This window comes from Burkholderia sp. Bp8963, assembly GCF_003854275.1.
GTDB lineage: Bacteria > Pseudomonadota > Gammaproteobacteria > Burkholderiales > Burkholderiaceae > Burkholderia.
Genome location: NZ_QTQP01000024.1, coordinates 51,062 through 77,002, shown reverse-complemented (window position 1 = coordinate 77,002; position 25,941 = coordinate 51,062). Strand labels below are relative to the sequence as shown.

Below are 25,941 nucleotides of genomic sequence, written 5' to 3'. Positions count from 1 at the left end.
TGTGATGGCTCGCGGCAAGTCGTCGACTTGCCGCCTGTGTCGGGTCTGCGGACAAGCGGTACGCTTGTTCCGAACGCGGAATTACTCGGCGAACGCCTGCGTGGTATCGGAGGCGACGGCCGTAAGCTGCACGTCGCTGCGGTCACCACCGCCTGCGAGCTGATCGACGATGCGCTTGCACGCGAGCCCATCCCCATACGGGTTGTGCGCGCGCGCCATTTCCTCGTAGCGCACCGGATCGTCGAGCAATTCGCGACAGGCCGTGACAATTCGACTGCTGTCGGAGCCGACCAGACGAACCGTGCCGGCGGCGACTGCTTCGGGCCGTTCCGTCGTGTCACGCATCACAAGCACGGGCTTGCCGAGCGACGGCGCTTCCTCCTGGATCCCGCCCGAATCGGTAAGAATCAGCGTGGAGCGCGACATCAGATAGACGAACGGCAAATAGTCCTGGGGATCCAGCAGGTGAACGTTCGAAATGCCGGAGAGAATCTCTTCGGCCGGCAGCTTGACCTGCGGATTCAGGTGAACCGGATAGACGAAATCGACGTCCGGATAATGTGCCGCGAGCTCGCGGATCGCCTGGCAGATGTTCCGGATGCCGTCGCCGAAGTTCTCGCGCCGGTGAGCCGTAACGAGCACCATGCGACGCCCGTCGCGCAGTGCCGGAAACGCGCTGCGCATCTGGCTCTGCAACGCGTCGTCGCGCTCGAGGCGCCGGGTCACCCTCAGTAGCGCGTCGATGACAGTATTGCCCGTCACGATGATGTCTTCGTCGCGCACGCGCTCCGCGAGGAGGTTTTCCCGCGACGCCACGGTCGGCGCGAAATGGATGTCGGCGAGTTGCCCCGTCAGCTTGCGATTGCCCTCTTCCGGCCACGGCGAATACATGTCGCCGCTACGCAGCCCCGCTTCGACGTGTCCGACCTTGATCTTCAGGTAGAACGCGGCGAGCGCGCTGGCAAACGTCGTGGTCGTATCGCCATGCACGAGCATGTAGTCCGGTCGAAACGATTCGAGAACGGGTGTGATCTCGTTCACGATATCGCACGTGATCGACTGCAGCGTCTGCCCCGCCTTCATCAGATTCAGGTCGTAGTCCGGCCTTATCTCAAAAAGTTCAAGGACTTGGTCCAGCATTTGCCGGTGTTGAGCGGTCACGCATACGCGACAGTCCACACCCGGCTTCCCCCTCAGCGCATGCACCAGTGGCGCCATCTTGATCGCCTCTGGCCGCGTGCCAAACACGGTCAGAATTTTCATGAGTATTTATTGCTTTTGTGTTCGCCCCGGTCGGGGCAATTCGCCGGGATGCGCTCGTGCCAAGACGCGCCGCGGCCCTCTTTTTGTTACGTTACGCCGTCAGGATTGCGTAACGTAACGTCCTGCCAAATCACCAGAAGATCACCTTCGCGGCCACCGCCATCTGATACAGGATCTGCGAGATCCCGCGCACGATTTCGATGCTCTTCGATTTCACCTTAGGCAACACCATCAGCTCGTCACCTGCAGCAATCTTCGTACCACCTTCGACAAGCTCAGCCTTGCCGTTCTGGTGAATCACGACGATCTTGCTGTTGTCGGCCTTCTGCGTGTAGCCGCCAACATGCGAGATGTAGTCGTTCGTCGTCATGCCCGACTGCCATTCGACGGCATTCGGGAAAAGCACCTCTCCATGCACCATGACAACGCTGGTTCGTTCGGGGATATTGACGACGTCACCGTCCTCGAGAATCACGCTCCCCATCGTCTGCTCGTTAAGAACGACTTGCCCCTTGAACTCGGTCTTGCTGGCAAGCGCGGCAAACTTCGTGATGTTCTCCGCTTCCTTCGAACGCAGGTTCGCTTCCTCGCTCGTTGCGGATGGCGCCGACAGCGCCGCTTCCTGGAGCTTCTGCAGTTCGACGGCGAGCATTTCCTTCTGCCGATCCGCCACCGACTTGCGGAACAGCTGGGCTTCGTCGACGCGCGACAACGGATTCGTCCTGACCTGCGCCAGCACCTGGGCCATCGTCGAGCCGTACGGCAGCACGAGTGCGTGCTCGCCGGAATGCGCGCCTTCGACACGGACCTGAATCGTGCCGGCGTAGCGGTCCGACGTGACGAACAACTGGTCGCCGTCGTTGAGCTTGATATTCGCCGCTTGGGAAATCGGGTAGTACTCGCTCGTCCGCTCCGTGCCCTGACGGCGCACGATGCTGACGTGCGTTGCACCCGGCTTCGGGCGCGCCACGGCCAATGCCTGCTGCATCGAGATCACGGGCGCCGCGAATTCGAAGTCGTACGCGTTGTACACCTCGCCGCGAACCGTGAAGATGTGCTCACGCGGCCCCACGACGATCACGTCGCCGTCGGCCAGCTGCAGCTGGTCGATCGTGCCGTTCAGCAGGAAGTCATAGAGGTTGAAGTGCTTGCGCACAACGCCGCCACGCTTGACCGTCACATCGACGTAGCTGCCCCGGTCGACGTCGACGCCGCCGGCCTTGTCGATATAGGACAGAATGCTTTCCGACGCGATGCCGCCATACATGCCCGGCTGCTTCACGTACCCCGTGACGTACACCTTCACCGGCTGCGCAACGTCGAGGCTCGCATAGACATTCACGTTCGCCTTGTAGACCTTGCGCACTTCAGCAAGCACGCGGCCGTTCAGGTCGGCGTTGCGGACACCTGAAACCGTGACCGGCCCGACGTTCGGCACGAAGATATTGCCTTGCGGATCGACGACCAGTTGCCCGTCGAATGCGAATGCGCCCCACATGCGCAGCGTCACGGTGTCGCCGATGCTGACCTGGTAACCCGGATTGAAGCCGGTGCCGCGGCTGTTGTGAAAGGTTCCGCCGAACAGCTGCGAGCCGAACATGTTGTTCGGCGCCTGCGGCGCGACGGTGACGTCGACAGGGCTCGGGGCTGCTCCGCCCGGGCCGCCCTGCTGACGAGAAAGCTTGCCGCCTTGAAGCGCGAGCGATGCCCCCGCCACGGCGTCGGGGTTATAGCTGAAGCCAGTCGAGGTCGCGCCGCGCTGGCTGCCATCGGACGCGCCTTTCGCCGAAGTCGAGCCACTGTCGCTCTCGGTCGTCGACAGTCCGAACAGCGCGTCGCTGATTCCCGCGAAAGCACTCGTGCTTGCGGCAGTCAGGACGAGCACCGCCAATGCCTTCCGGCTTCTTGATAAATTGGTCATCTCAAATTTTGCGTCCCCATCGACGCCGCACGATTTCAATCAACCAGTCCGCGGCAACGACGGTTACAGCACCCGGTTTTCTTATTTAGCGGAACGTGGCGCCACCTGATATTGGCAACACCCGATCCTCATACGGACGTGTATCAGGTCCGGTGATCCTCGATGATCGCCTGCGTCAGCCTGATAACACCGAACAACAGCAACAGACCCACTGCGAGCGACATCAGAATGTGAAGCTTGCGCGGATACTCGGCCTCTTCCGGTAGGTTCGGCGTCACGATCACCGAAAGACTCTTGGCCTTGTGAGCTGACTCGATACGCGCCTTTTCGAACGTCGACAGCGACACCTTGTAGATATCCGTTGCAAACTGCAGGCGAGCCTTGAGTTCCGCATACTGCGCGGCCGTGCGGTTCATCTTGCCGTCGCCGGGCGCACTAAGCTTGGCCTTCTCGACCGCAATCTGCGCGGTCAGCGCCGACAGCGCATTGCGTTTGGCAACGACGGGCGGCGCATCGTCATTCATGTAAGTCAGCAGATTGCGCAGTTCCGCCTCGAGCTCAGCCTGCTTCGACTGCATCTCCACCACCATCCGGCCGCCCGCCTCGGCGCTTGCGGTCGGATCCAGCATTCCGGTCTTGTTCTCGAACGCGATCACCGCATCGCGCGCAACCTTCACTTCGTCGTACGAGCGGTCGATTTCCTCTCGCGCGAACTGCATGTCGTTTCGGGAAATGCGATGCGACAGTTCATTCAGGAACGTCTCGCTCTCGCTGACGAGCGCCCGATTGAACGTCCGGGCAAACTCCGGCGTCAGCCCCTGCGTGCGGATCGTCATCATCCCGGTCTTGTCATCGACGTCCACGCTGACGCGGCGCAGGTAGTACTTCAACATTTCTTCGCGCGTCGCACTCGGCGAAAGCCGGTTGGGCAAGTCGAGGCCGACATGGCCGAACACCTGCTTCAGCTTCAGCCGCGCATCGATCTTCGCAAGCATGTCCGGCGACTCGATGTACTCCTTGAGCACGATCGCATCGTCGCGCGCCGAAGCATCGCCGCCACCGCCCAGCAAGGCCTGGATGTTCAGCCCCGAGCCAACGGATCGCCCCGAATCCTTCACCTGCACCATCGATTCGCTGACGTAGCGGTCCCGGGAAATCAGCCCGAGATACAGACCGCATGCGACGAGCGGTACCGCAATAAGCGAAACCTGCAGCGGATGCTTGCGCAGCTTAACCAACCAATCAGACATTGTTCTCTTGTTTGTAGACTTCGATCGCTTCGTTCACGTCCGGGTAGTACGTAACTTTCCCGTTGCCGATCAGCAACCCGACATCGCAGATACGGCGCACTTCTTCGAGACCGTGCGAAACGAAAATAAACTGGCTGACGGCCCGCCTTGCCTCCATCAGCGCTTCACTCTTCTTTCTGAAAACGGCATCCCCGACCGCGGTCACCTCGTCGATCACGTAATAGTCGAAATCAAAGGCCATCGACAGCCCGAAGCCCAGCCGCGCCCGCATACCGGTCGAATAGCTGCGAATCGGCATGTCGAAGAACTTGCCGAGATCGCAGAAATCGGCGACGAAGCGCACCTTATCCGCCAACTCATGCTTGCCCGCGTACAGGCGCGCGACAAACTTGACGTTCTCGCGCCCTGTCATGCTGCTCTGAAACCCGTTCGCGAGACCGACCGGCCACGATATGCGCTTGTTCGTCACCACCCGGCCGCGATCAGGCCTGTCGATGCCTCCGATGATGCTGAGCAACGTACTCTTGCCCGCACCATTGCGCCCAATCAAGCCAATACTCTTGCCCGACGGCACTTCAACATTGACATCCTTGAAGACGTAATGCCGGCCGGATGGGGTTTTATACGACTTCGTGAGATTCTCGAGACGGATCATGATCGCAGCAGGGACGGTTCGCGCGCCTTATACAATGCAAGGCCGACGAACAGGACAACGAGCGCGCTGAACGTCATATATACAAGACTGACGTTTTCGACCGCATACGCCGGCACAACCGTATGCCGCAATAGTTCGAGCGCGTGAACGAGCGGATTCCACAATACCCATCCCCGGTACTCGGCTGGAATGGTCGTCAGCGGATACATCACCGCACTCATGAAGTACAGCGGCCGCATGAACAACGGAATAATTTTCTCGCTGACCGGAAATTCATGACCGATCACCATGAAAATAATTCCGAGCCCCAATCCAAAAAGCACCAACACACCCCAGATCGCCGCCAACTCCGGAATATCGCTCAACTGAACTGACTGCCCGCTCAGATCGAGAATCACCAGCAATACGACCAATACGACGGCACTGATAATGCATTCGAGGCCCGCGCGCGCAATCAGCGTATCCAGCGGATGCACCGGGCGATAGCTGAGCAGGCCGAGATTCGCCTCGAGCGCATTCAGCGATCGCAAGGCAATATTGACAAACATGAAATACGGCACGAGGCCGCAGATCAGAAATACCGGAAAGGGAATACCGGGCATCGTGTGCTTCGCAATCAACCCCAGAATCGCGAACAACACGAGCATATGAACAACCGGCTCCAAAAATACCCACAGATACCCGAGCCGATGCTTGCCGAACCGGGTCTTCAGTTCGCGCAAGAACAATGCGTATATGACTCTCCGCTGAATGGAGAACGCCTCGCCCAGCCTGGAACCCCCGTTTGGCGGTTCTCCCATATGCAACCCCGGTTCCTTTTATCACTTATGCCTTACGCGCTATGGACATGCGTCAATGCCCGGCGCAACCCGAAAAATTAATTTCGCTTGCCTCTTCCAAACTACCGAGGCGCCGCATTGTACCAGTTTACAGGTGCGAAAACTTGCTTACTTTTAAAACTTTAACGGTTTTATACATGCTTGCGACATGCCGACTGTCAAGACTGTCAATCATGACAGGAAGCAAAACCACCACTCGCTCCAGCCCCTTCCGCCGGGGCTCCGCCGCCCCTACGCTCAATTCTCGAAACCATGTTTCGTAAAATTACGTAATAAAATGGGAGCGCTTCCCACCGAAACTCTTTCCTTACAGTCACCACGGAGCCCCCATGCTGAACCTCGACACTGCCCAGCAATTCCTGATGACCCGCGGCCTGGATTTCGGCCTCAACCTCCTCGCAGCCATCGTCCTGTGGTTCGTCGGCCGCTGGGCGATCCGCATCGCCACGCGGCTGCTCGGCAAGATCGTGCAGCGCAGCGGCAAGGTCGACTCGACCCTCGCCGACTACCTGACTTCCGTCGTCGGCGTGCTGCTGACGATCCTGCTGATCCTCGCGATCCTGCAGATTTTCGGCGTGCAGACCACGTCGTTCGCCGCGCTGCTCGCCGGCCTCGGCCTCGCGATCGGCACGGCCTGGGGCGGCCTGCTCGCGCACTTCGCAGCCGGCGTGTTCATGCAGGTGCTGCGGCCGTTCAAGATCGGCGACGTGATCAACGCGGGCGGTGTCACCGGCACGGTGAAGGAGCTCGGCCTGTTCGGCACGACGATCATCACTGCGGACAACATCGTGACCATCGTCGGCAACAACAAGATCTTCTCGGACAACATCGCGAACTACAGCGCGACGCCATACCGCCGAGTCGACCTCACCGCGAAGATCGCGAACGGCGTCGACGCGGTCGACGCGATCAACCGCCTGAAGGAAGCGGTCCAGAAGGTCCCGAACGTGCTGACCAGCCCGGCGCCGGACGTCGGCGTGCTGCAGTTCACGCCAGAAGGCCCGCTGCTGTTCGTGCGCCCGTCCACGCAGCCGGCGAACTACTGGCAGGTGTACTGCGACACCAACCGCGCGATCCTCGACACGTTCCGCGACGCGCAATACCCGACGCCGGTAACGCCGATCTCGAACCGTACGACCTGACGCCGCCGCACGTCGGTCACAGACGAAAAAAAAGCGTGGCCCGCTGCCACGCTTTTCCCTTGCCTCGACAACCAACGGGCATCAACGCCCGCCCGTCTTCTGCGCATCGCTCGACTGACGCCCGCGCACGATCTTCCACAGCGCACCGAGCGCAACCGGCACGACCGCCGCGCCGATCCCGGCCAGCACGATCACGTTCAGGTACTGGCGGATGAACGGGATGTTGCCGAAGAAGTAACCGAGCAGCACGAGCAGCAGCACCCACAGCAGCGCGCCGAGCACGTTGAACAGCTGAAAGCGCGCAGCACTCATCGCCGACGCGCCCGCGACGAACGGCGCGAACGTCCGCACGACGGGAATGAAGCGCGCAAGCACGATAGTCTTGCCGCCGTGCTTGTCGTAGAACGTGTGGGTCTTCTGCAGCGCCGCGCGGTCGAGGAAGCGCTCGAGCACCGGAATATGCGTGTTGAACACCTTCGGGCCGATCCAGCGGCCGATCAGATAGTTGACGGTATTGCCGCTAATCGCCGCGACGAGCAGCAGCACGATCAGCGCACCGACGCTCATTTCGCCGGTCGCCGCGAATGCGCCGCCGATGAACAGCAGCGAATCGCCCGGCAGGAACGGAAACACGACGAGCCCCGTCTCGCAGAACACGATCAGGAACAGCACCAGATACACCCAGGCGCCGTACTGCCGAATGAAATCGCCGAGGAATGCGTCGATGTGCAGGACGAGATTGACGAAATGAAGCAGCGTATCCAAGTGCGGTTCCTTCAGGGCAAGCAGGCTGGGAGGCCAAAAGGGCGGAATCGCCCGCCCGGCAAGGGCGGCGCGTGAAACGCAGTCATCATACCCAATCTACCTTAAGGCTCCGTGAAAAAACGTAACGGATCGCCGGCCCGGCGCGCGCCGGCCGCCTCGCTATAATTCGGCCATGTCCGAATTCACCGAAACGGCCGCGGGCGCCGTGCCCGCCCCCGATCCGCACTCGCCGCGCCCGCTGCGTGCGATCCAGCCCCTGCCCGACCAGCTGATCAGCCAGATCGCCGCGGGCGAGGTTGTCGAGCGCCCGGCGTCGGTCGTCAAGGAGCTGCTCGAAAACGCCCTCGACGCCGGCGCGAGCACGTTGCGCATCGTGCTCGACGAAGGCGGCGTCAAGCGCATCTCGATCACCGACGACGGCTGCGGGATCCCGCCCGGCGAGCTGCCGCTCGCACTGATGCGCCACGCGACGAGCAAGATCCGCTCGCTCGAGGAGCTCGAAGCGGTCGCAACGCTCGGGTTTCGCGGGGAAGCGCTCGCGTCGATCGCGTCGGTCGCCGAGATGGCCATCACGAGCCGCACCGCCGACGCGGCACACGCGACGCGCATCGACGCGCAGACGGGCGTGCTCGCGCCCGCCGCCGGCGCCGTCGGCACGACGATCGAGGTGCGCGAGCTGTACTTCAACACGCCCGCGCGCCGCAAGTTCCTGAAGAGCGAGCAGACGGAGTTCGGCCATTGCATCGAAATGATCCGCCGCGCAGCGCTCGCGCGGCCTGACGTCGCGATCTCGGTGCTGCACAACGGCAAGGCGGTCGAACACTGGAACGCGACCGAGCCCGCGCAGCGCGTCGCAAAGATTCTCGGCGACAGCTTCGCGACCGCGCACCTGCCGCTCGACGAACGCGCGGGGCCGCTTGCCGTCTACGGCTGCGCGGGCCTGCCGACCGCGAGCCGCGGCCGCGCCGACCAGCAGTACTTCTTCGTGAACGGCCGTTTCGTGCGCGACAAGCTGCTGACGCACGCGGTGCGCGCAGCCTACGAAGACGTGCTGCACGGCGACCGCTACCCGTCGTACGTGCTGTTCCTCGACCTGCCGCCAGAAGGGGTCGACGTGAACGTGCACCCGTCGAAGATCGAGGTGCGGTTCCGCGATTCGCGTTCGATCCACCAGTACGTGTTCCACGCGGTGCAGCGCGCGCTGGCACGCCATGCGGGTGCATCGCCGGAAACCACCGCGGGCGGCCATGCCGCGCAGATCGGCCCCGTGCCGGGCCCGGCGTCGTTCCAGAGCACGCCGCTCGGTCAGGCCGGTAGCGGTGGCATCAGCGGCAGCGGTTTCTCGCCGTTGCAGTCGCCCTCGCCGTCCTCGCCCCCGTCGCAAGGCAGCACGTGGCTGCGCCAGTCGCGCATGACGCAGGGCACGCTGCCCGTCGCGCAGCCGCTTGCGCTCTACGATGCGCTGTTCGGCCGCAAGGACAGCGGAGCGGGCACGCCGGCCGGCGCAACGACGGTCGCGCACGATGCAGCCGACGCGCCAGTCGCGCCACCGTCGGGCTTCGCGGCGCCATCGCTCGCAGGCACCACGCACGACGACCAGCCGCTCGGCTTCGCGCTCGGCCAGATCCACGGCATCTACGTGCTTGCGCAGAATGCGCACGGGCTCGTGATCGTCGACATGCATGCCGCGCACGAGCGGATCCTGTACGAACAGTTCAAGAACGCGCTCGCCGATCGCTCGGTCGCGGTGCAGGCGCTGCTGCTGCCGGTATCGATGACCGCGACGCCGGTCGAGATCGGCACCGTCGAAGAGGAACGCGACACGCTCGAGTCGCTCGGCTTCGACCTCGCGGTGCTGTCGCCGACGTCGCTCGCAATCCGCGCGGTGCCGGCGCTGCTGAAGGATGCGGACCTTCAGGCACTCGCACGCGCCGTGCTCGCCGACCTGCATGCATTCGGCGGCTCGCGCGTGCTCACCGAGCGCCAGCACGAACTGCTCGGCACGCTCGCATGCCATCACGCCGTGCGCGCGAACCGGCGCCTCACGCTCGACGAGATGAACGCGCTACTGCGCCAGATGGAAGCGACCGAACGCGCGGACCAGTGCAATCACGGCCGGCCGACGTGGTATCAGCTCACGCTCGCCGATCTCGACCGTCTGTTCATGCGCGGCCAATGAGCGTGTCCCAGCCTTCCCGCCCGACGACGATCGCGTGCCTGCTCGGCCCCACCGCTTCCGGCAAGACGGCCGCGGCGCTGGCGCTCGCAGAGCGCCGGCCGATCGAGATCGTCAGCGTCGATTCGGCGCTCGTCTATCGCGACATGGATATCGGTACCGCGAAGCCGACCCGCGACGAGCGCGCGCGCGTGCCGCATCACCTGATCGACCTGATCGACCCGGCCGATGCGTACTCGGCCGCCGAATTCCGCGCGGACGCGCTGCGCCTGATCGGTGAGATCGCCGCGCGCGGACGCACGCCGCTGCTCGCCGGCGGCACGATGCTGTACTACAAGGCGTTGACGCAGGGGCTGAACGACCTGCCGTCGGCGGATCCGGCCGTGCGCGCGGAACTCGACGCACAAGCCGCGCGCGACGGCTGGCCGGCGCTCCACGCGCGGCTCGCGCAGGTCGACCAGGAGACGGCCGCGCGCCTCGCGCCGAACGATTCGCAGCGCATCCAGCGCGCGCTCGAGGTGTTCCTGCTGAGCGGCCGGCCAATGTCGGCGCTGCTCGCCGCGCCACGGCGCGCGGACGACGAAGCGGCCCGCTACCGCTTCGTGCCGGTCGCGCTCGAGCCGTCCGACCGCGCGGTACTGCACGCGCGCATTGCGCAGCGCTTCGACGCGATGCTCGATGCGGGCTTCATCGACGAGGTCGAACGGCTGCGCCGCCGCGACGATCTCCATCTCGGCCTGCCGTCGATGCGCTGTGTCGGCTACCGGCAGGCATGGGAATTCCTCGACGGCGTCACCGACTATCCGACGATGCGCGACAAGGGTATCTTCGCGACGCGCCAGCTGTGCAAGCGCCAGATCACGTGGCTGCGCGCGATGCCGGAGCGGATCGTCGTCGATTGTGTCGCGGCCGACGCGACCGCGCAGGCGGTCGACGCGCTGGAGCGCGTGCTCGACGGCCGCCCGCCGGCCTGACGCGCGAACCGCGTCGCCGCGCGCGGCACGTACAGCCGAAAAAAAACCGCCCGGATCATCTCCGGGCGGCTTCCTGTGACATCGTCCTGCGGACAGCGCGTCAGACCACGACCGTCTGCGCCTCACCTTCGCGGCTCGCGCGCACGGTGCCGATCTTCCACACCTGCTCGCCGGCTGCCGTCAGCTGACGCAGCGCCTCATCGGCATCCGCCGCCGACACGATCACGGCCATGCCGATCCCGCAGTTGAACACGCGGTGCATTTCCGCATCGGCGACACCGCCGTGCTCCTGCAGCCACTGGAACAGCGGCGGCAGCGGCCATGCGCTCTGGTCGAGTTCAGCGGTCAGGCCTTCGCGCAGCACGCGCGGAATGTTCTCGACGAGGCCGCCGCCCGTGATGTGCGCCATGCCCTTCACGGCGATCGTTTCCATCAGCGCGAGGAGCGGCTTCACGTAGATGCGGGTCGGCGCCATCAGCGCGTCGGCGAGCGAGCGGCCGTGGAAATCGGCCGACAGGTCCGGGTTCGCGCGCTCGATGATCTTGCGCACGAGCGAGAAGCCGTTCGAGTGGATGCCGCTCGACGCAAGGCCCAGCACCACGTCGCCCTCGGCGATCGTGCTGCCGTCGATGATCTTGCTCTTCTCGACCGCGCCGACCGCGAAGCCGGCCAGGTCGTATTCGCCGTCCGGGTACATGCCCGGCATCTCGGCGGTCTCGCCGCCGATCAGCGCGCAGCCCGACAGCTCGCAGCCCGTCGCGATGCCCTTGACGACGGTTGCGGCCGTGTCGACGTCGAGCTTGCCGCACGCGAAGTAATCGAGGAAGAACAGCGGCTCTGCGCCCTGCACGAGGATGTCGTTCACGCTCATCGCGACGAGATCCTGGCCGACCGTATCGTGTTTGTTCAGATGAAAGGCAAGCTTGAGCTTGGTGCCGACGCCGTCGGTGCCCGACACGAGCACCGGCTCGCGGTACTTCTTCGGCACTTCGAACAGCGCGCCGAACCCGCCGATGCCGCCGAGCACGCCGTCGCGCAGGGTTTTCTTCGCAAAGGGCTTGATCTTGTCGATGAGCGCGTCGCCCGCGTCGATGTCGACGCCCGCGTCACGATAGGACAGACCTTGAGCTTCAGGAGCGGATTTCGGAGGATTCATGGGGGAATGCGAGAAGGTCGGTAAAATGCGATTTTACCCGAAGCCGGCCGCGCAGCCGGAATTCCCCGCATCGAATCGTCAGGGATTGCATCTTGGCCAACACGTCCCCGTTTTCATCGCCACGCGAGCCGCGCCGGAGCCGGCGCGCGGCCGTGCGCGCGGACGGCGTGGCAGCCCTCCCCGGCACGGGCCCGGCCTTCGGTACGCTCGACTCCAACCGATCCGCATTGTGACTGCTTCCCGTCAACTGACGCTCGATCTCGGTACGCCGCCACCCGCCACGTTCGACAATTTCATCACGGGCGAGAACGGCGAGCTCGTCACGCGGCTGCAGAAGCTCGACCTCGCGCTGGCCGCGGGTCCGCTGGCGGACCGGTCGTTCTACATCTGGGGCGAGCCCGGCAGCGGGCGCAGTCACCTGCTGCAGGCGCTCGTCTGCGACGCGTCGTACGGCTATGCGCGCTACCTGACGCCGCAAAGCCCGCTCGGCGCGTTCACGTTCGACCCGCGCGTCGCGATCTACGCGATCGACGACTGCGACGCGATGAACGATACGCAGCAGGTCGCGCTGTTCAACCTGTTCAACGAGGTGCGCGCGCACCCGTCGAGCGCGTTCGTCGCGGCCGGCCCCGCGGCGCCGCTCGCGCTCGACGTCCGCGAAGATCTGCGCACACGCCTCGGCTGGGGCCTCGTGTTCCACCTGACGCCGCTGTCCGACGCCGGCAAGATCGCCGTGCTGAAGCTCGCGGCGAAGGAGCGCGGCATCGCGCTCACCGACGACATCGCGGCTTACCTGCTCACCCATTTCCGCCGCGACATGCCCAGCCTGATGGCGCTGCTCGATGCGCTCGACCGCTTCTCGCTCGAGCAGAAGCGCGCCGTCACGCTGCCGCTGCTGCGCCGGATGCTGGCCCGCCCCGGCGACGACATCGTGCCGCCGGGCACGGGCTCAAACCGCTTCGAGTAAAATGCGCACCCATGACTAATCTGGCACTCTTTGACCTCGATCACACGCTGATCCCGACCGATAGCGACCACGAATGGGGTCGCTTCATGGTGAAGCTCGGCATCGTCGACGCGGAAAGCTTCTCGCGTCAGAACGACCAGTTCTTCGCCGACTACAAGGCCGGCCAGCTCGACATTCACGCGTACCTGACCGCGATGCTCACGCCGATCGCGAAGTATTCGCGCGCGCAGCTCGCGCAATGGCACGAGCAGTTCATGCACGAGGTGATCCGGCCCGCGATGCTGCCCGCCGCGCTCGAACTCGTGCGCGAGCACGTCGATGCGGGCGACCTGTGCTGCATCGTCACCGCGACCAACGAGTTCATCACCCGGCCGATCGCGAGCGCGTTCGGCGTCGACACGCTGATCGCCTGCGAGGTCGAGACGACCGACGGCCACCCCGATTCGCCTTACACGGGCCGGCCGACCGGCACGCCGAGCTATCGCGAAGGCAAGATCGTCCGCACCGAAACGTGGCTCGCATCGCTCGGCAAGCACTGGGACGACTTCGAGCACAGCTACTTCTACAGCGATTCGCACAACGACATCCCGCTGCTCGAGAAGGTCACCGACCCGATCGCGACCAACCCTGACGACACGCTGCGCGCGCATGCACGCAACCGCGGCTGGCGCATCCTCGATCTCTTCTGAACGTCGTGATCAAAAAATTCATCCGCAAGCTGCTCGGCCAGGACGACGCCGTGCAACCCCAGGCCGAAGCAACGGCCGTTCCGCACACCCCGGCCACCCCGCGCGGCAAGAAAGGCGCACGCGCCGCCGCCAAAAAGACGCACAACCACGAGCCGACCGTCGTGCCCGTGAGCGTGCACGGCATCGATCCCGCGCTGATCTCGAAGAACGCCGTGCGCGTGACCGACACGCTGCAGCAGGCGGGCTTCCGCGCATTCATCGTCGGCGGCGCGGTCCGCGACCTGCTGCTCGGCATCGCGCCGAAGGACTTCGACGTCGCGACCGACGCGACGCCGACCGAGGTGCAGCGCCTGTTCCGCCGCGCGCGCGTGATCGGCCGCCGCTTCCAGATCGTCCACGTGCAGTTCGGCCAGGAGCTGATCGAGGTGTCGACGTTCCGCGCGCTCGTCGACGCGCCGCCCGCCGAGGACGAACCGCCGAAGCGCCTGAAGCGCGACGAGCTCGACCGGCGCACGCACGCAGTCGACGCGAGCGGCCGCGTGCTGCGCGACAACGTGTGGGGCGATCAGCATGAAGACGCCGCGCGCCGCGACTTCACGATCAACGCGATGTACTACGACCCGTCGACGCAGACGGTGCTCGACTACCACGACGGGATGGCCGACGTGCGCGCCCGCCTGCTGCGGATGATCGGCGATCCGGCCACCCGCTATCGCGAAGACCCGGTGCGGATGCTGCGCGTCGTGCGCTTCGCGGCGAAGCTCGGCTTCGACATCGAGCCGCATACGCGCGAGCCGATCAACGCGCTCGCCGACCTGATCAACAACGTGCCGGCCGCGCGCCTGTTCGACGAGATGCTGAAGCTGCTGCTGTCGGGCCATGCGCTCGCGTGCCTGAAGCAGCTGCGCAAGGAAGGCCTGCATCACGGCCTGCTGCCGCTCCTCGACGTCGTGCTCGAGCAGCCGCAGGGCGAGAAATTCATCACGCTCGCGCTGAACAACACCGACGCGCGCGTGCGCGCCGGCAAGCCGGTGTCGCCGGGCTTCCTGTTCGCGACGCTGCTGTGGCACGACATGCGCCAGCGCTTCGAGCAGTACACGGCCGACGGCGAATTCCCGGTGCCCGCGCTGCATCGCGCGATGGACGACGTGCTCGACATGCAGACCGAGAAGCTCGCGATCCACAAGCGCTACTCGGCCGACATGCGCGAGATCTGGGGGCTGCAGCTGCGCCTCGAGAAGCGCTCCGGCCGCAGCGCGATGCGCCTGCTGGAACACCAAAGATTTAGAGCGGGGTATGATTTCCTCCTGTTACGCTGCGAATCCGGCGAGCTGGACCCGGTCGTCGGGCAGTGGTGGACGGATTTCATCGAAGGCGACGCGGCCGCCCGCGAGGCATTGCTCACGCAGGGCGCGGCCAAGGAAAAATCGCCCCGCAAGCGGCGCCGCCGCGGCGGTGCGAGGAATCGCAAGCCGGGCGAAGGCGTCGAGCAGGCGCCGGGCGGCCCGGACGATTCGGGCGATTCGGAAGACTGACGCGCTCGCCGGCGAACGACGTAGGAAGTGATGCCATGACGGTTGCATATCTCGGCCTGGGGGCGAATCTCGGCGATGCACGCCAGACCCTGAAGGACGCGGTGGTGTGTCTCGCCCAGCAGCGCACGATCGCCGTGCTCGACAAGTCGAGCCTGTATCGCACGGCCCCGGTCGACGCCGGGGGCGACGACTACTACAACTGCGCGGTGAAGATCGACACGACGCTCGTCGCGCGCGAGCTGCTCGCCCTCTGCCAGAAGATCGAGCATCACTTCGGGCGCGAGCGCCCGTACCGCAACGCGCCGCGCACGCTCGACATCGACATCCTGCTGTTCGGCACCGACTCGATCGACGAACCCGACCTGATCGTGCCGCACCCGCGCCTGACCGATCGCGCGTTCGCGCTCGTGCCGCTCGTCGAGATCGAGCCGGCGCTCGACATCCCGGCACGCGGCCGCGCCGACGCGTTCCTCGCGGCGGTCGCGAGCCAGCGCATCGAGAAGGTCCAGACCTGTCAGTGCCTGCTGCAGAAGGTGCTGGCCGACAGCGCGGACAAGGACCGCTGCCAATGAACCCGACACCGCTGACCGTCACCGCGCCCGATCTGCGCGCGCCGCACCGCTATCTCGTGATCGAAGGCCCGATCGGGGTCGGCAAGACGACGCTCGCGAGCCTGCTCGCGGAACGCTGGTCGATGCAGACGCTGCTCGAACGCCCGCAGGACAACCCGTTTCTCGAACGCTTCTATCGCGATACCGCGCGCTATGCGCTGCCGACGCAGCTGTCGTTCGCGCTGCAACGCGCGCAGCAGGCGCGCGAACTGATCGGCGCACTGGAAACGGGCCGGCCGGTCGTCGCCGATTTCATGCCGCAGAAGAACGAGATCTTCGCGCGGCTAAACCTGCCCGACGATGAATGGCAGCTGTATCGTGCGCTGTCGGCGCACCTGGACGTGCGCGAGGCGCCCACGCCCGATCTCGTCGTGTACCTGCAGGCGAGCCCCGAGGTGCTGTTCGCGCGGATCCAGAAGCGCGGCCTGCCAATGGAATTGCAGATCGGCGACACCTATCTGCGCGCGCTCGTCGACGCGTACAACGAATTCTTCTATCACTACGACCGCACACCGGTGCTGACGGTCGCCGCGGAACATCTGAACCCGCTGGAATCCCCGGAAGACCTCGCATTGCTGGTCGAGCGCATCGAAACGATGCGTGGCCGCAAGGAGTTCTTCGTCAAGGGCGAGACGACGCGCTGACGCGTCTCGCCGCTTTTTCACCCATCGAACCGGATTTTCCATGACCTATCTCCAGGAATCGAGTCGGCCTGCCGTGACGGTGCCCAAGCTGCAGGCAATGCGCGACGCCGGCGAGAAGATTGCGATGCTGACCTGCTACGACGCGAGCTTCGCCGCGCTGCTCGACCGCGCGGGCGCGGACGTGCTGCTGATCGGCGACTCGCTCGGCAACGTGCTGCAGGGCCACACGACCACGCTGCCCGTCACGCTCGACGACATCGCGTACCACACCGCATGCGTCGCGCGCGCGCAACCGGGTGCGCTGGTCGTCGCGGACCTGCCGTTCGGCACGTACGGCACGCCGGCCGACGCGTTCGCGAGCGCCGTCAAGCTGATGCGCGCAGGCGCGCAGATGGTGAAGCTCGAAGGCGGCGAATGGCTCGCCGACACCGTGCGCTTCCTCGTCGAGCGTTCGGTGCCCGTGTGTGCGCACGTCGGCCTCACGCCGCAGTCGGTGCATGCGTTCGGCGGCTTCAAGGTGCAGGGCAAGACCGAATCCGGCGCCGCACAGCTGCTGCGCGACGCACGCGCGATCGAGGACGCGGGCGCGCAGCTCGTGGTGATCGAGGCGGTGCCGACGCTCGTCGCGTCGGAAGTCACGCACATGCTGAAGATCCCGACGATCGGCATCGGCGCGGGCGCGGACTGCTCGGGCCAGGTGCTCGTGCTGCACGACATGCTCGGCATCTTCCCCGGCAAGCGGCCGCGTTTCGTGAAGGATTTCATGCAAGGCCAGCCGAACATCCATGCGGCCGTCGAAGCCTATGTGCGTGCGGTGAAGGACGGCACGTTCCCCGGCCCGGAACATTCGTTCTGACGTGCGGGCGGCGATCTGCCGCCGGCCGACGGACATGAAAAAAAGCGCGGCGCCCCGTTACAGGGGCGCCGCGCTTTTCGTTGTGCACGGAGACGACGACAGTCTAGCGCCGCATCGCACACGTCATTTCAGCACCGCATCGACCGCGCCGCGCAACGCGTTCGTCAGCAGCAACGCTTCCGCGCGCGCGAGGTCGTCGCGCGTCACGACCCGCTCGGTCGCGCCGAACGACGGGTCGTCGAGCAGCACGCCGCGCATCACGCCCGGCAGCACGCCGCACGACAACGGCGGCGTCACCCATTGACCGTCGAGCTTCACGAACAGGTTCGAGCGACCGCCCTCCGTCACTTCACCACGCTCGTTGACGAACAGCATGTCGAAACAGCCGAGTGCCTCGGCGGCCTGCCATGCGTGATCGTAATCGGCGCGGCGGGTCGTCTTGTGCAGCAGCAGCGCGTCGTCGGCATGCGTCGGCGCGAAGCCATGGTCGGCGGCGAACAGCACGCCAATGGGGCCCGCAGGCAGCGGCTTCAGCGGCGCTGCGATGATCTCGACCGTGCCGTCCTTCGCCAGCGCCAGTTTCATCCGGTACGGACCGTCGCCGTCGAGTGCCGCGCAACGTGCGTCGATCTCGCGCCTCAGCGCCGCCGCATCGAAGCGGAAGCCGAGCGCGTCCGCGCTGCGTTGCAGCCGGGCGAGATGGCGGTCGACATGACGTATGCCGTCCGCACGCGTCGCGCAAGTCGTTTCGAACAGCTGGAAGCCGGGATCGGCATCGGTCAGGAATCGCGCTTTCAATTCGCACTCCGCATATTCGTCGGCGGCGACGCTGTCGAGGACGATCCCCGCGCCGACCCCCATCGTGCCGGTGCGCCGGCCGCGTGCGACGGTCGACTTTTCACCGGCCGGATCTCCGCTGGCCACGCCGCTGCCGATCGCATCGAGCGTCAGCGTGCGGATCGCGACCGACAGGCAGAAATCGCCGCAGCCGACGCCTTCCTTCGGCGCGTCGAGCCAACCGATCGTACCCGTGTAGAGGCCGCGCGGCGTCGATTCGATCGCGTCGATCAACTGCATCGTCTTGTGCTTCGGCGCGCCGGTGATCGAGCCGCATGGGAACAGCGCGCGCAGCATGCCGGCAAACGTGGTGCCGGCGCGCCATCCGGCCTCGACGGTCGACGTCATCTGCCACACCGACGCATACGGCTCGACCGAGAACAGCGCGGGCACCTTGACCGTGCCCGTGCGCGCGATCCGCGACACGTCGTTGCGCAGCAGGTCGACGATCATCACGTTCTCCGCGCGGTTCTTCGGGTCGCTCGCGAGGAACACGGCCGCGTCGGCATCGCGCTGCGGGTCATCCGAACGCGGTGCGGTGCCCTTCATCGGCCGTGCGCGCAGCACGTCGCCGTGCTTCTCGACGAACAGCTCAGGCGAACACGACACGACCCACGCGCGCTCCGGCAGCGCGATCAGCGCGCCATAGCGCACGGGCTGGCGCGCGCGCAGCCGCCGGTACAGCGCGAGCGGCGTGCCGAACACGTCGAAATGGAGCCGGTACGTGTAATTGACCTGGTACGAGTCGCCCGCGCGCAATGCCTCGTGCACGGCGGCGATCGCCGTATCGAATTCGTCGCGCGTCACGCTCTTCGTCACATGCGCGACGCCCGCGATCGACGGCGTGGCCGCACCGCCGTCGCGTTCCGCGAGCCACGCGCCGACTTCGTCGCGCGACAGGCGCTCGCAGCGCGCAAACAGCAAAAAGCGCAGCGGGGCCTTGCCCGGCTGCGCCCATTGCAGGTTGCGTCCGAATTCGTAATCGCCGACCACGACCGCATGCAGCCCGTCACGCAGGTCCTGCGCGAGCGCCGCATCGACCGCGTCGAGCTGCGCGGGATCGGCGCACACCCGCTCGCGCACGAAACCCGTATACAAGCGACTCGACCGCGCGGTCGCGGTCGAGTCGCAATCGTCCAAGAGCGCGAACGGCGCGCTCTCGCTGCCTTCAGCCATGCCGTTACTCGAAGAAGCTCTTCACCCGGTCGAACCAGCTCTTGCTCTGCGGGCTGTGACGCGCGCCGCCTTCTGCCAGCGACTTCTCGAACTGCTTGAGCAGGTCGCGCTGAGGGTCGGTCAGCTTCACCGGCGTCTCGACCTGCACGTGCACGTACAGATCGCCGGCGATGCTCGCGCGCAGGCCCTTGATGCCCTTGCCGCGCAGGCGGAACGTCTTGCCCGACTGCGTGCCTTCCGGCACCGGGAAGGTCGCGCGGCCGGCCAGCGTCGGTACCTCGATCTCGCCGCCGAGCGCGGCGGTCGTGAACGGGATCGGCATCTGGCAATGCAGGTCGTCGCCGTCGCGCTCGAACACCGCGTGCGGCTTGATGTGGATCTCGACGTACAGGTCGCCCGGCGGCCCGCCGTTGATGCCCGGCTCGCCGTTGCCGGCCGAACGGATCCGCATGCCGTCGTCGATCCCGGCCGGGATCTTCACTTCGAGCGTCTTGGTTTCCTTCACCTTGCCCGACCCGTGGCAGTGCGCGCACGGCTCGGGAATGTAGGTGCCGCTGCCGTGACACTTCGGGCAGGTCTGCTGGATGCTGAAGAAGCCCTGCGACATCCGCACCGTGCCCTGGCCGTGACAGGTCGGGCAGGTCTCGGGCTTGGTGCCCGGCTTCGCGCCCGAACCGTGGCAGATCTCGCACGACACCCAGCTCGGCACGCGAATCTGCGTGTCGTAGCCGTGCGCGGCCTGCTCGAGCGTGATTTCCATGCTGTAACGCAGGTCCGCGCCGCGATACACCTGCGGACCGCCCCGGCCGCCGCGGCCACCCGCCGCCGCCTGGCCGAAGATGTCGCCGAAGATGTCGCCGAACGCATCGGCAAAACCGCCGAAGCCCTGTGCACCCGCACCGCCCATGTTCGGATCGACGCCCGCGTGGCCGTACTGGTCGTACGCCGCGCGCTTCTGGCCGTCCGACAGCATTTCGTAGGCTTCCTTCGCCTCCTTGAAATGCTCTTCCGCATCCTTGTTGTCCGGATTGCGGTCAGGGTGATACTTCATCGCAAGCTTGCGATATGCCTTCTTGATTTCGTCGTCGCTCGCGTTCTTCGCGACGCCCAGAACCTCGTAGTAATCCCGTTTCGCCATATCGATTCACTGCCGTCACGCCTGATGCACGCAACGGCTCCTTTCGCCTGCAGTAAAGTCTCGCGACTCGTCTGGCGTTGCGGCGCGCCGTCCGGGGACGGCGTGCGCAGCGCCCGCCAAAAAACAAATGTGCCCGGAGGGCCGCGAAGCCCGCCAGGCGTAGAGTCGATCCGGCCATCCGGAAGGAAAGACAGACCGCTTCAGCCGTGCCGCGCGCGGCTCGCGCGCGGCGTGCGGTGCTGTTGCAACCCGGCTCAGTCCTTCTTCACTTCCTTGAACTCGGCGTCGACGACGTCGTCCGCAGCCTGCTGCGCACCGGCGTGGGCCGCGCCTTCCGCTGCGCCCGCCGCACCGGCCGCGCCGGCCTGCTGGGCCTGCATGTCCGCGTACATCTTCTCGCCGAGCTTCTGCGAGGCCGTCGCCACGGCTTCGACCTTCGCATCGATCGCGGCCTTGTCGCTCGCGGTGCTCTTCAGGACTTCCTCGAGCTCCTTCAGCGCGGCCTCGATCTTCTCCTTCTCGCCCGCGTCCAGCTTGTCGCCATACTCGGTCAGCGCCTTCTTCGTGCTGTGCACGAGCGCGTCGCCCTGGTTGCGCGAATCGGCCAGCTCACGCAGCTTGTGGTCTTCCGCCGCGTTCGCTTCCGCGTCCTTGATCATCTGGTCGATTTCCGACTCGGACAGGCCCGAGTTGGCCTTGATCGTGATCTTGTTTTCCTTGCCGGTCGCCTTGTCCTTCGCGCCGACGTGCAGGATGCCGTTCGCGTCGATGTCGAAGGTCACTTCGATCTGCGGCACGCCGCGCGGTGCCGGCGGGATGCCTTCCAGGTTGAACTCGCCGAGCAGCTTGTTGCCGGCCGCCATTTCGCGCTCGCCCTGGAACACCTTGATCGTCACGGCGCCCTGGTTGTCGTCCGCGGTCGAGTACACCTGCGCGTGCTTCGTCGGGATCGTCGTGTTCTTGTTGATCATCTTCGTCATCACGCCGCCGAGCGTCTCGATGCCGAGCGACAGCGGGGTCACGTCGAGCAGCAGCACGTCCTTGCGGTCGCCCGACAGCACCTGGCCCTGGATCGCCGCGCCGACTGCGACGGCTTCGTCCGGGTTCACGTCACGGCGCGGATCCTTGCCGAAGAATTCCTTCACCTTCTCCAGCACCTTCGGCATGCGCGTCTGGCCGCCGACCAGGATCACGTCGTCGATGTCCGACACCTTGACGCCCGCATCCTTGATCGCGATACGGCACGGCTCGATCGTGCGCTCGACCAGATCCTCGACCAGCGCTTCCAGCTTCGCGCGGGTGATCTTCAGGTTCAGGTGCTTCGGACCCGATGCGTCGGCCGTGATGTACGGCAGGTTGATTTCGGTCTGCTGGCTCGACGACAGCTCGATCTTCGCCTTTTCAGCGGCTTCCTTCAGGCGCTGCAGCGCGAGCACGTCCTTCGACAGGTCGACGCCCTGCTCCTTCTTGAACTCGCCGATGATGTAATCGATGATGCGCTGGTCGAAGTCCTCGCCGCCGAGGAACGTGTCGCCGTTGGTCGACAGCACTTCGAACTGCATTTCGCCGTCGACGTCCGCGATCTCGATGATCGACACGTCGAACGTGCCGCCGCCGAGGTCATACACGGCGATCTTGCGGTCGCCCTTCTCGGCCTTGTCGAGGCCGAACGCGAGCGCGGCTGCGGTCGGCTCGTTGATGATCCGCTTGACTTCGAGGCCCGCGATGCGGCCCGCATCCTTGGTTGCCTGACGCTGGCTGTCGTTGAAGTAGGCCGGCACCGTGATCACGGCTTCCGTGACCGGCTCGCCGAGGTAGTCTTCGGCCGTCTTCTTCATCTTGCGCAGCACTTCGGCCGACACTTGCGGCGGCGCGAGCTTCTCGCCGTGCGCTTGAACCCATGCGTCGCCGTTGTCCGCCTTGATGATCGAGTACGGCATCAGGCCGATGTCCTTCTGCACTTCCTTCTCTTCGAAGCGGCGGCCGATCAGGCGCTTGACCGCGAACAGCGTGTTCTTCGGGTTCGTCACCGACTGACGCTTGGCGGGCGCGCCAACGAGCACTTCGTTGTCGTCCATGTAGGCAATGATCGACGGCGTCGTACGGGCGCCTTCCGAGTTCTCGATGACCTTGACCTGGTTGCCTTCCATGATCGCGACGCACGAGTTCGTGGTGCCGAGGTCAATACCGATGATCTTTCCCATTTTTCCTAATCTCCAGAAATCCTTGATTGCTGCGCGAAACCCGCCATTTTGCGGCCGTTTCGCGCGCCGAATTCAACTCTGTTCCCGAAATGCGTCCGGCCGCACCGTTTTCAAGACCCGACAAGCGATGCGGCTATTAAATTTTTTCAATCGACCGCCGGGTCGCCGATCGCCACGATCTTCGCCCGCGCGGCCGCCACGGCCGCCTGGAACTGCGCGAGGCCGTGCCAGCCGGTCGCCCGGCCAAGCCGCTTGCCGCGATGGAAGAAGAACCATGTCGGCACGCCGTGCAGCCCGAAGCGGCGCCCCAGCGCGTGGTGTTCATACACGTTGATATGGAACCACTTCAGCTCGAGCGCGCGGATCGCATCCGGCTGGGCGAGCATCGCCTTCTTCGCCATTTCGCAGTTAAAGCAGTCGACGCCCCAGAAGAACACGACGGCGAGCGCGTCGCCCGCGCTCGCGAGACCGGCGTCGAACGTGTCGGCCGACAGCGCCTGCATGCCGAACGCGTCAAATGCGGCCGGATCGACGCCGGCGACGGCCATTGCAGCGGCCTTACTTCGGTTGCGCGACCGTCACGAGCGCCGGACGCAGCACGCGGTCGGCAATCGTGTAGCCCTTCTGCAGCACGGCGACCACCGTGTTCGGTTCCTGGTCGGCCGGCACCATCGAGATCGCCTGGTGCTGATGCGGATCGAATTTCTCGCCGACCGGGTTGATCGCGACGACGCGGCCCTTCTCGAGCGCGTTCGTCAGCTGGCGCAGCGTCAGCTCGACGCCTTCGCGCACCTTCGCGAGATCGCCGGAGGTGTCGCCGACCGCCGCCTCAAGGCTGTCCAGCACCGGCAGCAGATGCTCGGCGAAGCTTTCGATCGCGAACTTGTGCGCCTTTGCGACGTCGTCCTGCGCACGGCGGCGCACGTTCTCGGTTTCGGCCTTCGCCCGCAGGAAGCTTTCCTGCAGCTCGGCGACCTTGGCTTGAGCCTCGGCGAGCGCCGCTTCGGCGGCGACGGCTGCCGGCGCGGCGCCTTGCGCTGCCTGCGTCTCGCTACCGTTGTCTTCGGCCGATTGGGTAGCCGGGTTCTCTTGCGTGTTTTCCATGTCGCTGAAAGTCGATTAGAGGTTGAAGCCAAATCGGCAACCGTCGGACGAAAGCCCGGCGGCACCGCTCATTCGTGGTGCAGATAGGAGCGAAAACAGCATTTTCAAGAGGGTTATTCGCGTGGATTCGCCATCGCCGCGAAACAACCGCGCCGCCTGCCGGTGCACCGCCCGCACGCCCCGCCAATCGGGCGAAACGGCCTGTAACAACGCTTACCTGGCAAGTACTGGCTGGCCTCCGGGGGCTGCACTACACTGCATCTCAGGCGTCGGTGAAGCTCGTTTACCCTGAACTGTCCGCCGCCTGACATCCACCTGGCGCCGTTTTCACCCGTCTTCTCGAGGGGAGTACCGTGAAACTGACCTTTGCCATATCGGTGGTCGCGCTGGTACTCATTGCCGGCACCACCACCATCTGCCTGTCCGGGGCGGTCACCGACCGCACGACCGAATACGGAAGCGTGCAGGCGACGCTTGACCAGATGTTCAGTCCCCACCAGAAAATCTGTCGATGATGCGGCGGTCGCGTTTCGTCGGCCGGCCGTGCAGTTCGGCAGCCGGCTCGCGGTACGTCCGGCGCCGCTCCTGCTCGGCGAGCCGCGCGGCCCGGCTGGTTTCCGTCTCCACATAAAGGGTCTGCGCGACGCTCGCCGGCCCGCGCACGTCGCATACGCCCAGCACGGCAATGTGCCAGACGATGCCCTCGATCGCAATCTCGACCTCGTCGCCGACCCGCACTTCCTTGGCCGGCTTCACCGGCGCGCCGCCGATCCGGACCCGGCCCTTTTCGACCGCGTCGGCCGCGAGCGAGCGCGTCTTGAAGAACCGTGCGGCCCACAGCCACTTGTCGATGCGCAGCTTCGCGCCCGGTTCGGTGGAAATCCTGTAATTCATCGCTTCAGCCTACCGTTTCCGGCTGCGCCGCCTTGACCGGCCAGCCCTGCAGATTTTCCGCGACGATCTCGCCCAGCGCGCCGATCCATGCATGCGCGCCGTTCAGGCACGGAATGCGATGGAACGCCTTGCCGCCGCCGGCGATGAATTCGTCGCGCACCTCCATCCCGATTTCCTCGATCGTCTCGAGACAGTCGGCCGTAAAGCCCGGACAGAACACGTCCGCGCGCCGCACGCCGGCCTCGCCGAGCTCGCGCAGCGTCGGCGCGGTGTACGGCTGCAGCCATTCGGCCTTGCCGAAACGCGACTGGAAGGTCACGCGGCACTCGATCGTCGACAGCCCGAGTGCCGTCATCAGGAGCGCGGCCGTCTGCTGGCACTGATCGTGATAGGGATCGCCGAGGTCGAGCGTGCGCTTCGGCACGCCGTGGAAGCTCAGCACGAGCTTGTCGCCGGCCGCGAAATCGGGCCGGCCATGCTGCGCCCAATACTGGCGCACCTGCTCGGCGAGCGCGTGGATATACGCCGGATGGTCCGCGTAATGGCGCACCGTGCGGATTTCCGGCTGGTTGCGCATGCGCGCGAGCGCGTCGAAGGCGGCGTCGAACGCCGTCGCGGTCGTCGATGCCGAGTATTGCGGATACATCGGCATCAGCAGCACCCGCTCGACGCCCGCGCGCTTCAACTGCGTGAGCACCTGCGGGAGGTTCGGGCTGCCGTAGCGCATCGCGTAGTCGACGAGCACGTGATAGCTGTTCGACGCGAGCAGGTGCCGCACGCCTTCGACCTGGCGCTCGGTGTGCACGCGCAGCGGCGAGCCCTCGGGCATCCAGACGGCCGCGTACTTTTTCGCGGACGCGCGGCCGCGCAGCGGCAGGATGAGCGTGCGCAGCAGAACCTGCCAGATCGCCTGCGGGATTTCGACGACGCGGGGATCGGACAGGAATTCGGCGAGATAGCGCCGGACCGCGCGCGGCGTCGGTGCGTCAGGCGTGCCGAGATTGATCAGCAGCACCGCGATGCGATGGGCGGCCGCGACGCTCGATGGCGGCTCAAGATCGAAGCGCATAAAAAGTACGTGCTCGGGGCACGGAACCGGACGGCTTTCAATTATAGCGGGCCGTCTTGAACGGGGTGACTGGCCG

General features: G+C 65.4%; 24 protein-coding genes. 10 read left to right on the top strand and 14 right to left on the bottom strand.

Annotation, left to right across the window (positions count from 1 at the left end):
* Positions 1-81: 81 nt before the first annotated feature.
* From wecB to DID96_RS20785, 5 genes are all read right to left on the bottom strand, one after another.
* Positions 82-1,263 carry a non-hydrolyzing UDP-N-acetylglucosamine 2-epimerase gene (gene wecB, locus DID96_RS20805; protein WP_260463966.1) on the bottom strand — a complete coding sequence of 394 codons (1,182 nt, stop codon included), beginning with the start codon at positions 1,261-1,263 and terminating at the stop codon, positions 82-84.
* Between the two features lie 130 nt (positions 1,264-1,393).
* On the bottom strand, positions 1,394-3,148 hold the full coding sequence (locus tag DID96_RS20800; RefSeq protein WP_260463965.1) for a polysaccharide biosynthesis/export family protein: 1,755 nt from the start codon (positions 3,146-3,148) through the stop codon (positions 1,394-1,396).
* 179 nt (positions 3,149-3,327) lie between these two features.
* Positions 3,328-4,434: a lipopolysaccharide biosynthesis protein gene (locus tag DID96_RS20795; RefSeq protein ID WP_124601152.1), complete on the bottom strand. Its 1,107-nt coding sequence runs from the start codon at positions 4,432-4,434 to the stop codon at positions 3,328-3,330.
* A complete protein-coding gene (locus DID96_RS20790; protein WP_124601151.1) occupies positions 4,427-5,089 on the bottom strand; it encodes an ABC transporter ATP-binding protein in 663 nt (220 codons plus the stop codon). Before DID96_RS20790 ends, DID96_RS20795 begins: the two co-directional genes overlap by 8 nt.
* Positions 5,086-5,889 (bottom strand): ABC transporter permease, encoded by an 804-nt coding sequence (locus tag DID96_RS20785; RefSeq protein WP_124601150.1) that lies wholly within the window; start codon positions 5,887-5,889, stop codon positions 5,086-5,088. The genes DID96_RS20790 and DID96_RS20785 overlap by 4 nt, the downstream gene beginning before the upstream one ends.
* Before the next feature lie 368 nt (positions 5,890-6,257).
* Here DID96_RS20785 and DID96_RS20780 point away from each other — a divergent pair, with 368 nt between their 5' ends.
* Entirely contained in the window at positions 6,258-7,070 is an 813-nt protein-coding gene (locus DID96_RS20780; protein ID WP_124601149.1) for a mechanosensitive ion channel family protein, read from the top strand.
* Positions 7,071-7,151: 81 nt separating this feature from the next.
* On the opposite strand, the gene DID96_RS20775 is transcribed toward DID96_RS20780, so the two are convergent.
* Positions 7,152-7,835, bottom strand: a complete 684-nt coding sequence (locus tag DID96_RS20775; RefSeq protein WP_124601148.1) for a DedA family protein — start codon at positions 7,833-7,835, stop codon at positions 7,152-7,154.
* A gap of 172 nt (positions 7,836-8,007) precedes the next feature.
* Here DID96_RS20775 and mutL point away from each other — a divergent pair, with 172 nt between their 5' ends.
* Together mutL and miaA are read left to right on the top strand one after the other, a co-directional pair.
* Positions 8,008-10,014, top strand: coding sequence for a DNA mismatch repair endonuclease MutL (mutL, locus tag DID96_RS20770; RefSeq protein ID WP_124601147.1), 2,007 nt, complete (start codon positions 8,008-8,010; stop codon positions 10,012-10,014).
* Positions 10,011-10,985, top strand: a complete 975-nt coding sequence (miaA, locus tag DID96_RS20765) for a tRNA (adenosine(37)-N6)-dimethylallyltransferase MiaA (RefSeq protein ID WP_124601146.1) — start codon at positions 10,011-10,013, stop codon at positions 10,983-10,985. The genes mutL and miaA overlap by 4 nt, the downstream gene beginning before the upstream one ends.
* A gap of 100 nt (positions 10,986-11,085) precedes the next feature.
* On the opposite strand, the gene purM is transcribed toward miaA, so the two are convergent.
* A complete protein-coding gene (purM, locus tag DID96_RS20760; protein WP_124601145.1) occupies positions 11,086-12,141 on the bottom strand; it encodes a phosphoribosylformylglycinamidine cyclo-ligase in 1,056 nt (351 codons plus the stop codon).
* Between the two features lie 229 nt (positions 12,142-12,370).
* Between purM and hda the strand changes: the two genes are divergently transcribed.
* Genes hda through panB form a run of 6 tightly spaced genes read left to right on the top strand, consistent with a single transcriptional unit; the run spans position 12,371 to position 17,443 of the window.
* Entirely contained in the window at positions 12,371-13,108 is a 738-nt protein-coding gene (hda, locus tag DID96_RS20755) for a DnaA regulatory inactivator Hda (RefSeq protein ID WP_311767760.1), read from the top strand.
* 11 nt (positions 13,109-13,119) lie between these two features.
* A complete protein-coding gene (locus DID96_RS20750; protein WP_124601143.1) occupies positions 13,120-13,797 on the top strand; it encodes an HAD family phosphatase in 678 nt (225 codons plus the stop codon).
* A 5-nt stretch (positions 13,798-13,802) separates the two neighbouring features.
* Positions 13,803-15,332, top strand: coding sequence for a polynucleotide adenylyltransferase PcnB (pcnB, locus tag DID96_RS20745; RefSeq protein WP_124601142.1), 1,530 nt, complete (start codon positions 13,803-13,805; stop codon positions 15,330-15,332).
* 35 nt (positions 15,333-15,367) lie between these two features.
* Complete coding sequence (gene folK, locus DID96_RS20740; RefSeq protein ID WP_124601141.1) at positions 15,368-15,904, top strand: 2-amino-4-hydroxy-6-hydroxymethyldihydropteridine diphosphokinase; 537 nt, start codon at positions 15,368-15,370, stop codon at positions 15,902-15,904.
* A complete protein-coding gene (locus DID96_RS20735; protein ID WP_124601140.1) occupies positions 15,901-16,587 on the top strand; it encodes a deoxynucleoside kinase in 687 nt (228 codons plus the stop codon). The genes folK and DID96_RS20735 overlap by 4 nt, the downstream gene beginning before the upstream one ends.
* 40 nt (positions 16,588-16,627) lie before the next feature.
* Positions 16,628-17,443, top strand: coding sequence for a 3-methyl-2-oxobutanoate hydroxymethyltransferase (panB, locus tag DID96_RS20730; protein WP_124601139.1), 816 nt, complete (start codon positions 16,628-16,630; stop codon positions 17,441-17,443).
* Positions 17,444-17,566: 123 nt separating this feature from the next.
* On the opposite strand, the gene DID96_RS20725 is transcribed toward panB, so the two are convergent.
* From DID96_RS20725 to grpE, 5 genes are all read right to left on the bottom strand, one after another.
* A complete protein-coding gene (locus tag DID96_RS20725) occupies positions 17,567-19,456 on the bottom strand; it encodes a chorismate-binding protein (RefSeq protein WP_124601138.1) in 1,890 nt (629 codons plus the stop codon).
* Positions 19,457-19,460: 4 nt separating this feature from the next.
* The gene (dnaJ, locus tag DID96_RS20720) at positions 19,461-20,594 is read right to left on the bottom strand and encodes a molecular chaperone DnaJ (protein WP_124601137.1); all 1,134 of its coding nucleotides are present in this window, start codon (positions 20,592-20,594) and stop codon (positions 19,461-19,463) included.
* A 254-nt stretch (positions 20,595-20,848) separates the two neighbouring features.
* Positions 20,849-22,798, bottom strand: coding sequence for a molecular chaperone DnaK (gene dnaK, locus DID96_RS20715; protein WP_124601136.1), 1,950 nt, complete (start codon positions 22,796-22,798; stop codon positions 20,849-20,851).
* 146 nt (positions 22,799-22,944) lie between these two features.
* Positions 22,945-23,346 (bottom strand): thioredoxin family protein, encoded by a 402-nt coding sequence (locus DID96_RS20710; RefSeq protein WP_124601135.1) that lies wholly within the window; start codon positions 23,344-23,346, stop codon positions 22,945-22,947.
* Between the two features lie 10 nt (positions 23,347-23,356).
* Positions 23,357-23,902, bottom strand: a complete 546-nt coding sequence (grpE, locus tag DID96_RS20705; RefSeq protein WP_124601134.1) for a nucleotide exchange factor GrpE — start codon at positions 23,900-23,902, stop codon at positions 23,357-23,359.
* A 353-nt stretch (positions 23,903-24,255) separates the two neighbouring features.
* On the opposite strand from grpE, the gene DID96_RS38380 reads away from it, so the two are divergent.
* The gene (locus DID96_RS38380) at positions 24,256-24,417 is read left to right on the top strand and encodes a hypothetical protein (protein ID WP_185732313.1); all 162 of its coding nucleotides are present in this window, start codon (positions 24,256-24,258) and stop codon (positions 24,415-24,417) included.
* Here DID96_RS38380 and DID96_RS20695 read toward each other — a convergent pair.
* Together DID96_RS20695 and hemH are read right to left on the bottom strand one after the other, a co-directional pair.
* On the bottom strand, positions 24,389-24,796 hold the full coding sequence (locus tag DID96_RS20695; RefSeq protein WP_124601132.1) for an RNA-binding S4 domain-containing protein: 408 nt from the start codon (positions 24,794-24,796) through the stop codon (positions 24,389-24,391). The two genes, DID96_RS38380 and DID96_RS20695, sit on opposite strands and share 29 nt — an antisense overlap.
* A 4-nt stretch (positions 24,797-24,800) precedes the next feature.
* Entirely contained in the window at positions 24,801-25,865 is a 1,065-nt protein-coding gene (gene hemH, locus DID96_RS20690; RefSeq protein WP_124601131.1) for a ferrochelatase, read from the bottom strand.
* Positions 25,866-25,941 lie beyond the last annotated feature (76 nt).

Bases quoted from the DNA above. Each gene is read 5' to 3' on its own strand.
- dnaK (WP_124601136.1), bottom strand. From the start codon at position 22,798: ATGGGAAAGATCATCGGTATTGACCTCGGCACCACGAACTCGTGCGTC.
- DID96_RS20795 (WP_124601152.1), bottom strand. From the start codon at position 4,434: ATGTCTGATTGGTTGGTTAAGCTGCGCAAGCATCCGCTGCAGGTTTCG.
- DID96_RS20710 (WP_124601135.1), bottom strand. From the start codon at position 23,346: ATGGCCGTCGCCGGCGTCGATCCGGCCGCATTTGACGCGTTCGGCATG.
- miaA (WP_124601146.1), top strand. From the start codon at position 10,011: ATGAGCGTGTCCCAGCCTTCCCGCCCGACGACGATCGCGTGCCTGCTC.
- dnaJ (WP_124601137.1), bottom strand. From the start codon at position 20,594: ATGGCGAAACGGGATTACTACGAGGTTCTGGGCGTCGCGAAGAACGCG.
- DID96_RS20735 (WP_124601140.1), top strand. From the start codon at position 15,901: ATGAACCCGACACCGCTGACCGTCACCGCGCCCGATCTGCGCGCGCCG.
- mutL (WP_124601147.1), top strand. From the start codon at position 8,008: ATGTCCGAATTCACCGAAACGGCCGCGGGCGCCGTGCCCGCCCCCGAT.
- grpE (WP_124601134.1), bottom strand. From the start codon at position 23,902: ATGGAAAACACGCAAGAGAACCCGGCTACCCAATCGGCCGAAGACAAC.
- DID96_RS20725 (WP_124601138.1), bottom strand. From the start codon at position 19,456: ATGGCTGAAGGCAGCGAGAGCGCGCCGTTCGCGCTCTTGGACGATTGC.
- DID96_RS20695 (WP_124601132.1), bottom strand. From the start codon at position 24,796: ATGAATTACAGGATTTCCACCGAACCGGGCGCGAAGCTGCGCATCGAC.
- panB (WP_124601139.1), top strand. From the start codon at position 16,628: ATGACCTATCTCCAGGAATCGAGTCGGCCTGCCGTGACGGTGCCCAAG.
- wecB (WP_260463966.1), bottom strand. From the start codon at position 1,263: ATGAAAATTCTGACCGTGTTTGGCACGCGGCCAGAGGCGATCAAGATG.
- DID96_RS20790 (WP_124601151.1), bottom strand. From the start codon at position 5,089: ATGATCCGTCTCGAGAATCTCACGAAGTCGTATAAAACCCCATCCGGC.
- hemH (WP_124601131.1), bottom strand. From the start codon at position 25,865: ATGCGCTTCGATCTTGAGCCGCCATCGAGCGTCGCGGCCGCCCATCGC.
- folK (WP_124601141.1), top strand. From the start codon at position 15,368: ATGACGGTTGCATATCTCGGCCTGGGGGCGAATCTCGGCGATGCACGC.
- DID96_RS20785 (WP_124601150.1), bottom strand. From the start codon at position 5,889: ATGGGAGAACCGCCAAACGGGGGTTCCAGGCTGGGCGAGGCGTTCTCC.
- DID96_RS20750 (WP_124601143.1), top strand. From the start codon at position 13,120: ATGACTAATCTGGCACTCTTTGACCTCGATCACACGCTGATCCCGACC.
- purM (WP_124601145.1), bottom strand. From the start codon at position 12,141: ATGAATCCTCCGAAATCCGCTCCTGAAGCTCAAGGTCTGTCCTATCGT.
- DID96_RS20780 (WP_124601149.1), top strand. From the start codon at position 6,258: ATGCTGAACCTCGACACTGCCCAGCAATTCCTGATGACCCGCGGCCTG.